Source organism: Ectobacillus sp. (assembly GCF_056992975.1).
In genome coordinates, this window is sequence record NZ_JBXKMX010000050.1 from 1 (window position 1) to 6,018 (window position 6,018).

Consider the following 6,018-nt stretch of genomic DNA (forward strand, 5'->3'; position numbering starts at 1 on the left):
CTAGATCCCCAAACGAGCGCAACAAGAAGTAACACAACGTCACCCGTCCATGCATAGGAGGCGACTCTAGACATTGAATTTGTTTTAATAGTCGGCATAGGTTCTCCTTACATAATAGAAAATTTGATTAATTATACCATTTATCTATAAGAAAAATATAACAACTCTTGCAAACTTACTTTTTTAAAAGAGCGAATCCTAATCGAATGAATCCAGCACCTGTAACGATTGCTCCAATTACGATAAAGATATCCTGTGAACTTCCTGCAAAACTTGCGGTTGCAAAAATAACAGTTCCTGCTATAAACAAATAGCCACCATCTTGAGGAAGAGTTTTTCCACGGGCAACAGAAATTCCTAAGAGAATCATACCTACTACAAATAGCAATGGACCAAATGAATGAATCGTGTTTGGAACATTTGAAGTCCAAATGGAGTCTACAGCAGTACCTGAGGCCCCTGCTAATTCGACTAAAACAATGGCAGTAACGAGAATAGTACCGATAATTCCTGATAGCATACCAAGCAATCCAAGAATGTCATTTTTTTCACTTTGCGCTTCATATAGCGCGAAAAAAGCAAATACCATAAGCAAATGGGCTGTTAAAATTAGCGTTTCTCCTAACACCGTACCTTGCGCACTTCCAAGGTTTAGAATGTGAGCTAGAATTAAGATAGCGCCAGAAAGGATAGAAATATACCCACCAACATACTTGAATTTAAATATCATGATTTCACTCCTCCTTTATATAGTTATTTATTTTGAAAATCAATAGCAATGAACCTCTTTCCGTCGCTCACATTTTCATTGCTTCCATATATACATAAGTAATCGGTTTAAAAGGATAAGTACTGTAAATGTCACGGCTGAGGATAGACCCCGTACTGCAAACAGTGCTGCAACTCCTGATCCAAAGACAACGAGCTCTAATAGAAGATGAAAGGGTTCAGGTAGCAGTACGGAAGCGCTAGGTGCACCGAATGTACTCCAAATCATTGCAACCAGTAGTGGAATTCCGATACCAATAACTAATTTCATAACGAAACCTCTTTGGATTGTGAAACCCCAATACCCTAATGTAGCTAGAACACCAAGCTCTAAGAAAAATCTCACTGCAAGATTTACGGCTTTTTTAGCGATTATCCGAATAATCACCTCTTTTTTTAATTACTAATATTAGTAATAATTTAACTAATATAATTAGTTTTGTCAATGGAATTTTTATTCATATATGTACAATTGCAATATGTCTCTATTCTTAAGGAAAAGTTAAGGTTGCTTCGATACCGTTATGCTAAATAGTGGAGCCTCTCGCGCACTTACGGGCAGTATGCTCTACATACTTGCGCAAAAACATCTATGCAGGAGGTGGTGCAAAGGAAAATACGATAGACGCGGATTCGTGTATGGTACTTTCCAATTCGGCGTGAGAAATTGCAGGGCTATGTGTGTTATTTCTTTTCTTCAAAAAGTACGAACGTAACTACATTGTAGGAAAAAAGGAGGTCTTTTTGTGTCTGAATTGGCTTTAGAAAATGAAATACCGTTTAAGCAAAAAAAAGGGAAAAAGGTTCTCATCATTAGTATTATAGCTGTTCTCATTCTTGGAATTATTGCTTATTTTGTTTATACAAAAACAAGTGCACAAAGTAACACGGCAGCACAGGTTCAATATGTTACCGTTAAAAAGGGTGATGTAGTAGAAACAGTTTCGGCTTCCGGTACGGTTGCAGCTGCACAGCAATTATCATTAAACGGGGACTCTACTAGTAAAGTGACTGCTATTAATGTAAAAGTAGGAGATCAAGTGAAGGCAGGGCAAGTACTTGCTACATTGGATGATACCGATGCAAAGAGTAAGCTTTCAAGTGCACAAGCAAACCTTACAGTTGCACAAGCGAAATTAAGTCAAGTGCAACAAGGAACAGCTACCAGTGCTGATATCGCTGCACAGCAAGTAAGTATTGATAAAGCACAAATTGCAGTGGATGGTGCACAACAGAAATACAACGACGCACAAGCACAGTTTGATGCAAAGAAGATTACGCAAAGTGATCTGAACCAAGCGCTAAATGCACTGAAGTCAGCACAAGCAGACTATAATTTGGCTCAAGTAAAAATGACCCAACTAAAGGCACCACCAAAGGATTCCGATGTACAAACTGCGAAAGCTGCAGTTGACCAAGCTTCATCAGCTTTACAGCAACAGCAAGTGGCATTGGATAAATTAAGCGTTAAGGCTCCAATTGATGGAACAATTGTACAAGTAAACGGCGCTATTGGTGATACTTCCACGAATGGCAAGGCATTAATAGTGATGGACAACGCGGATATGAGTCAGCTTAAAATTACCGCACAAGTAAGTCAAAGTGATATTAGTAAGGTACAAAACGATATGAAGGCAACCATTACTACTAGCGCAGTTGATAACAAAACATTTAACGGTAAAGTTACTTCCGTAGCTCCAGAGGCTACTACAACATCAGGTGTAACAACCTATGATGTTACACTTTCTGTAGACAATACAGATAATTTACTGAAACCAGGGATGACTACAAATGTAACAGTAGAAGTTGGTAACCATCAAGGTGTTCTATACGTTCCGTCTATGGCTTTGAAAAATAGAGGTGGCAAAGATGGGGTATATGTACAAAATACAAACGGTTCTTCATCTTCTGATACTTCTCAAACTGGTACGGGACAAAACAGTAAACGCGGACAAAATGCAGGCATTCCGTCCAATTTAAAATTCCAAGCTGTAACAGTTGGATATTATGCTACGGATAAGGTAGAAATTACATCTGGGCTAAAAGAAGGAGATAGTGTTGCAATCATCTTAAGCGTTCCAAGCACGAATTCCACTAGAACAACCAACGGAACAAGCGCATTCTCTGGACTTAGCGGTGGCGGCAATAGCTTTGGCGGAGGCGGAAGCGGCAACAGAAGCAGCGGCGGAAGCGGAACTAGTGGCGGAGGCGGAACTTCTAGTAGTAGCCGAGGAGGTAACTAATATGAAAACCGTCATTGAACTGAAAAACATTCAAAAAACGTACCAGCTAGGTGGACAAACAATTCATGCCCTGCAAAATGTAAATTTATCTGTGCAGGAGGGAGAATTTGTTGCCATAATGGGACCTTCCGGTTCAGGAAAATCGACGATGATGAATATGATTGGCTGCTTAGATCAACCAACATCAGGCGAATATTTGATCCAAGGGTTTCCCGTTTCAGATGTAGATGACGACGCCCTAGCATTCATCCGTAATCAAAAAATCGGTTTTGTCTTTCAAAACTTTAATTTAATACCAAGACAAAGTGCTTTGCAAAATGTGGAGTTACCGATGATTTATTCTTCGGTAGCTGCTTCGGATCGTAAGGAGCGAGCAGCAAAGGCGCTCACTAGTGTAGGACTTGGTAACCGATTGTTAAATAAACCGAATGAATTATCTGGTGGGCAGCAACAACGGGTTTCCATCGCACGCTCGTTAATTAATGACCCAGTTATTCTACTCGCAGATGAACCAACCGGGGCACTCGATACGAAAACGAGCATTGAAATTATGAGCATATTTCAAGAGCTAAATGATGCAGGTAAAACAGTTATCATGGTTACTCATGAACGAGAAGTAGCAGAATATGCAAAGCGAATTATATTCTTCCGCGATGGAAAAGTTGAAAGTGACGAGCCGGTAACAATGCGGCGTATAGGTAAGCGTGAAGCGGAGGTTTTACAATGAAATTTTTAGAAAGTGTAAAAATCTCCTTCTACAGTTTGCGTACCAATGTACTCCGCTCCATTTTAACGATGCTAGGGATCATTATTGGGGTATCCGCAGTAATTTCCATGGTTGCAATTGGAGAAGGAGCTTCTTCGAGTGTTGCTTCCCAAGTAAATAGTTTAGGAAGTAATTTGTTAATCGTTACATCGGGGCAAGCACAGCAAGGGAATGTCCGTTTAGGGGCAGGATCTTTGCAAAACTTGACTTTAGACGATGCAAAGGCATTAGAAAATCAAAATGCTATAAGCGGTGTATCTGCATTTTCGAGTAAGCAAGGTCAAGTGGTCTATAAAAGTCAAAGTTATACGACAACGATTGAAGCCGGATCAGAGTCGTATGCAGATATTCGAAACTTAACTCTTCGTTCTGGACGCTTCTTTTCTCATTATGAAGTACTAGGGCAAGCAAACGTAGCGGTACTCGGTCCGCAAGTCGTGGCAAATCTATTTGGTAATCAGAACGCCAACCCGGTTGGGCAAACGATTCAGGTTAATAATTTGCCTGTTACCGTAATTGGTGTGTTGGCTAGTCAGGGAAGCCAAGGCTCAACAAACAATGATGATCGCATTATTGTTCCTATTACAACAGGGATGAACCGTTTGTTTGAGCAAACGAAAGTCCGTTCCATTTATGTTTCGGCAGTTACCGCTGACAAAATGGACACTGCACAGTTTCAAATTGAGCAAACTTTGCGAGCACAACATCATTTAACGCCAAAAAGTGACGATGATTTCCAAATTAGCTCTCAAACGCAAATTTTAAGCACCGCGCAAGGAGTCTCATCTATTATGACTACTCTGTTATCTGGTATCGCAGCAATCTCCCTTGTTGTTGGCGGAATCGGGGTCATGAACATCATGCTCGTTTCAGTAACGGAACGTACGCGAGAAATCGGTATTCGAAAAGCAGTTGGGGCAACAGGATCCGCTATCCTGCAGCAGTTTCTTATCGAAGCCGTAACACTTAGCGTGTTAGGGGGAATGATAGGAATCGGGCTTGGAGTTGGCGTAGCTGCGTTATTAACGAAGGTAGCAAACATTGCAACTACTATTACACTTGCTCCAATCCTATACTCGTTTGGAACGTCTATTCTCGTCGGAATTGTATTTGGAGTATACCCTGCGAGAAAGGCTTCTAAATTAAATCCGATTGATGCACTTCGGTATGAGTAAAGAGATAATAAGGTAATAGAATAAAAGAAAGAGAGATGCCCCGGCATCTCTCTTTCTTTTTTTAGTATAAATTACCAATATATGCTTTTTCAAGCAGGATGTTCGATATATATAAATGAATGTAAGTATTAGTAAATTAAAATCGTAAGGAGTGAAAGCTTTGGAACAAAGACCTCTCTATTTTGATGGGAGTATTCAGATTGACTCTGTTACTGATGAAGAATCGACCATAATGAAATCATTCGAAATAACGGATGAAATAAGAAGTAAAATGAGTGGGAATCCTTATACGTTTTAATCGTGTAGAATCATTACTTGATTTCGAACAGGGCTTGCCAAGTGTCTTGTTTTTTAGTAAGTGCAGTATGCTAGTGTTCTATCTGTTATGTTTAAGGGCAACAAAATGGAGGACTTAATAAAGAGTATTCCAAGTGTTAGCATCCATTATATCCAAATTCCAAATAGCAGAACCAGCTAATTGGTACTTAGAAACTAGTGCAAGATATAGTTGCAGGGACTTTACATTGGTCAGCCAGATTTTATACTCATTGTTGCTGTTATCACGGTAGGAGGCATAATATTCATCTAATTGTGGGTCCCAAGTCAGCAGCCTATGATTTTGAAGCAACTGCTGTTCGACGTAACGAAATGGATAAGCAGGGTTAGCCGTTATTTTTCCTGCCTGATTTTGTTTCCAAATTCTTGTGTAGGCTGGAAGACCAAGGATAATTTTGTGGGAGGGAATTCCCGTTTGTATGAGCTCGGTTATCCCATCCGTTAACCAAGGTAAAGAGGTTATCGGTCCAGGATTGGGATCTGTCGACCAGTGTTCATCGTAACCCATTAAGGCGATATAGTCACAATATTGTCCAAGCACTTGATGATCAAAGGGAGAAGAATCATTTCCGCCTTTTGCTTCTGGTGGAATATCAATCGAAAGGATGACATGGGATTGATGCAAAGTAGATGATAGACTTTTAATGAACTGGGAAAAGGTGTTACGATCTTGACTGCTCACATTTTCAATATCAATATTAACTCCATCCCAATGATTTTGAAAGGCTGC

General features: G+C 40.0%; 7 protein-coding genes. 4 read left to right on the plus strand and 3 right to left on the minus strand.

Going from position 1 to position 6,018, the window contains the following annotated elements; translation table 11 throughout:
- Positions 1-175: 175 nt before the first annotated feature.
- Together AC11ZT_RS01945 and AC11ZT_RS01950 are read right to left on the minus strand one after the other, a co-directional pair.
- Entirely contained in the window at positions 176-730 is a 555-nt protein-coding gene (locus AC11ZT_RS01945; RefSeq protein WP_484057994.1) for a hypothetical protein, read from the minus strand.
- 75 nt (positions 731-805) lie between these two features.
- A complete protein-coding gene (locus AC11ZT_RS01950) occupies positions 806-1,156 on the minus strand; it encodes a YrdB family protein (RefSeq protein ID WP_484057995.1) in 351 nt (116 codons plus the stop codon).
- Between the two features lie 358 nt (positions 1,157-1,514).
- Here AC11ZT_RS01950 and AC11ZT_RS01955 point away from each other — a divergent pair, with 358 nt between their 5' ends.
- From AC11ZT_RS01955 to AC11ZT_RS01970, 4 genes are all read left to right on the plus strand, one after another.
- Positions 1,515-3,011, plus strand: a complete 1,497-nt coding sequence (locus AC11ZT_RS01955; protein ID WP_484057996.1) for an efflux RND transporter periplasmic adaptor subunit — start codon at positions 1,515-1,517, stop codon at positions 3,009-3,011.
- A gap of 1 nt (position 3,012) precedes the next feature.
- Positions 3,013-3,738, plus strand: coding sequence for an ABC transporter ATP-binding protein (locus AC11ZT_RS01960; RefSeq protein WP_484057997.1), 726 nt, complete (start codon positions 3,013-3,015; stop codon positions 3,736-3,738).
- Entirely contained in the window at positions 3,735-4,952 is a 1,218-nt protein-coding gene (locus tag AC11ZT_RS01965; RefSeq protein WP_484057998.1) for an ABC transporter permease, read from the plus strand. The genes AC11ZT_RS01960 and AC11ZT_RS01965 overlap by 4 nt, the downstream gene beginning before the upstream one ends.
- A gap of 160 nt (positions 4,953-5,112) precedes the next feature.
- Positions 5,113-5,250 carry a hypothetical protein gene (locus AC11ZT_RS01970; RefSeq protein WP_484057999.1) on the plus strand — a complete coding sequence of 46 codons (138 nt, stop codon included), beginning with the start codon at positions 5,113-5,115 and terminating at the stop codon, positions 5,248-5,250.
- Between the two features lie 114 nt (positions 5,251-5,364).
- Here the strand turns inward: AC11ZT_RS01970 and AC11ZT_RS01975 are convergent.
- On the minus strand, positions 5,365-6,018 hold a 654-nt coding region (locus AC11ZT_RS01975), incomplete at its 5' end, for a glycosyl hydrolase family 18 protein (protein WP_484058000.1).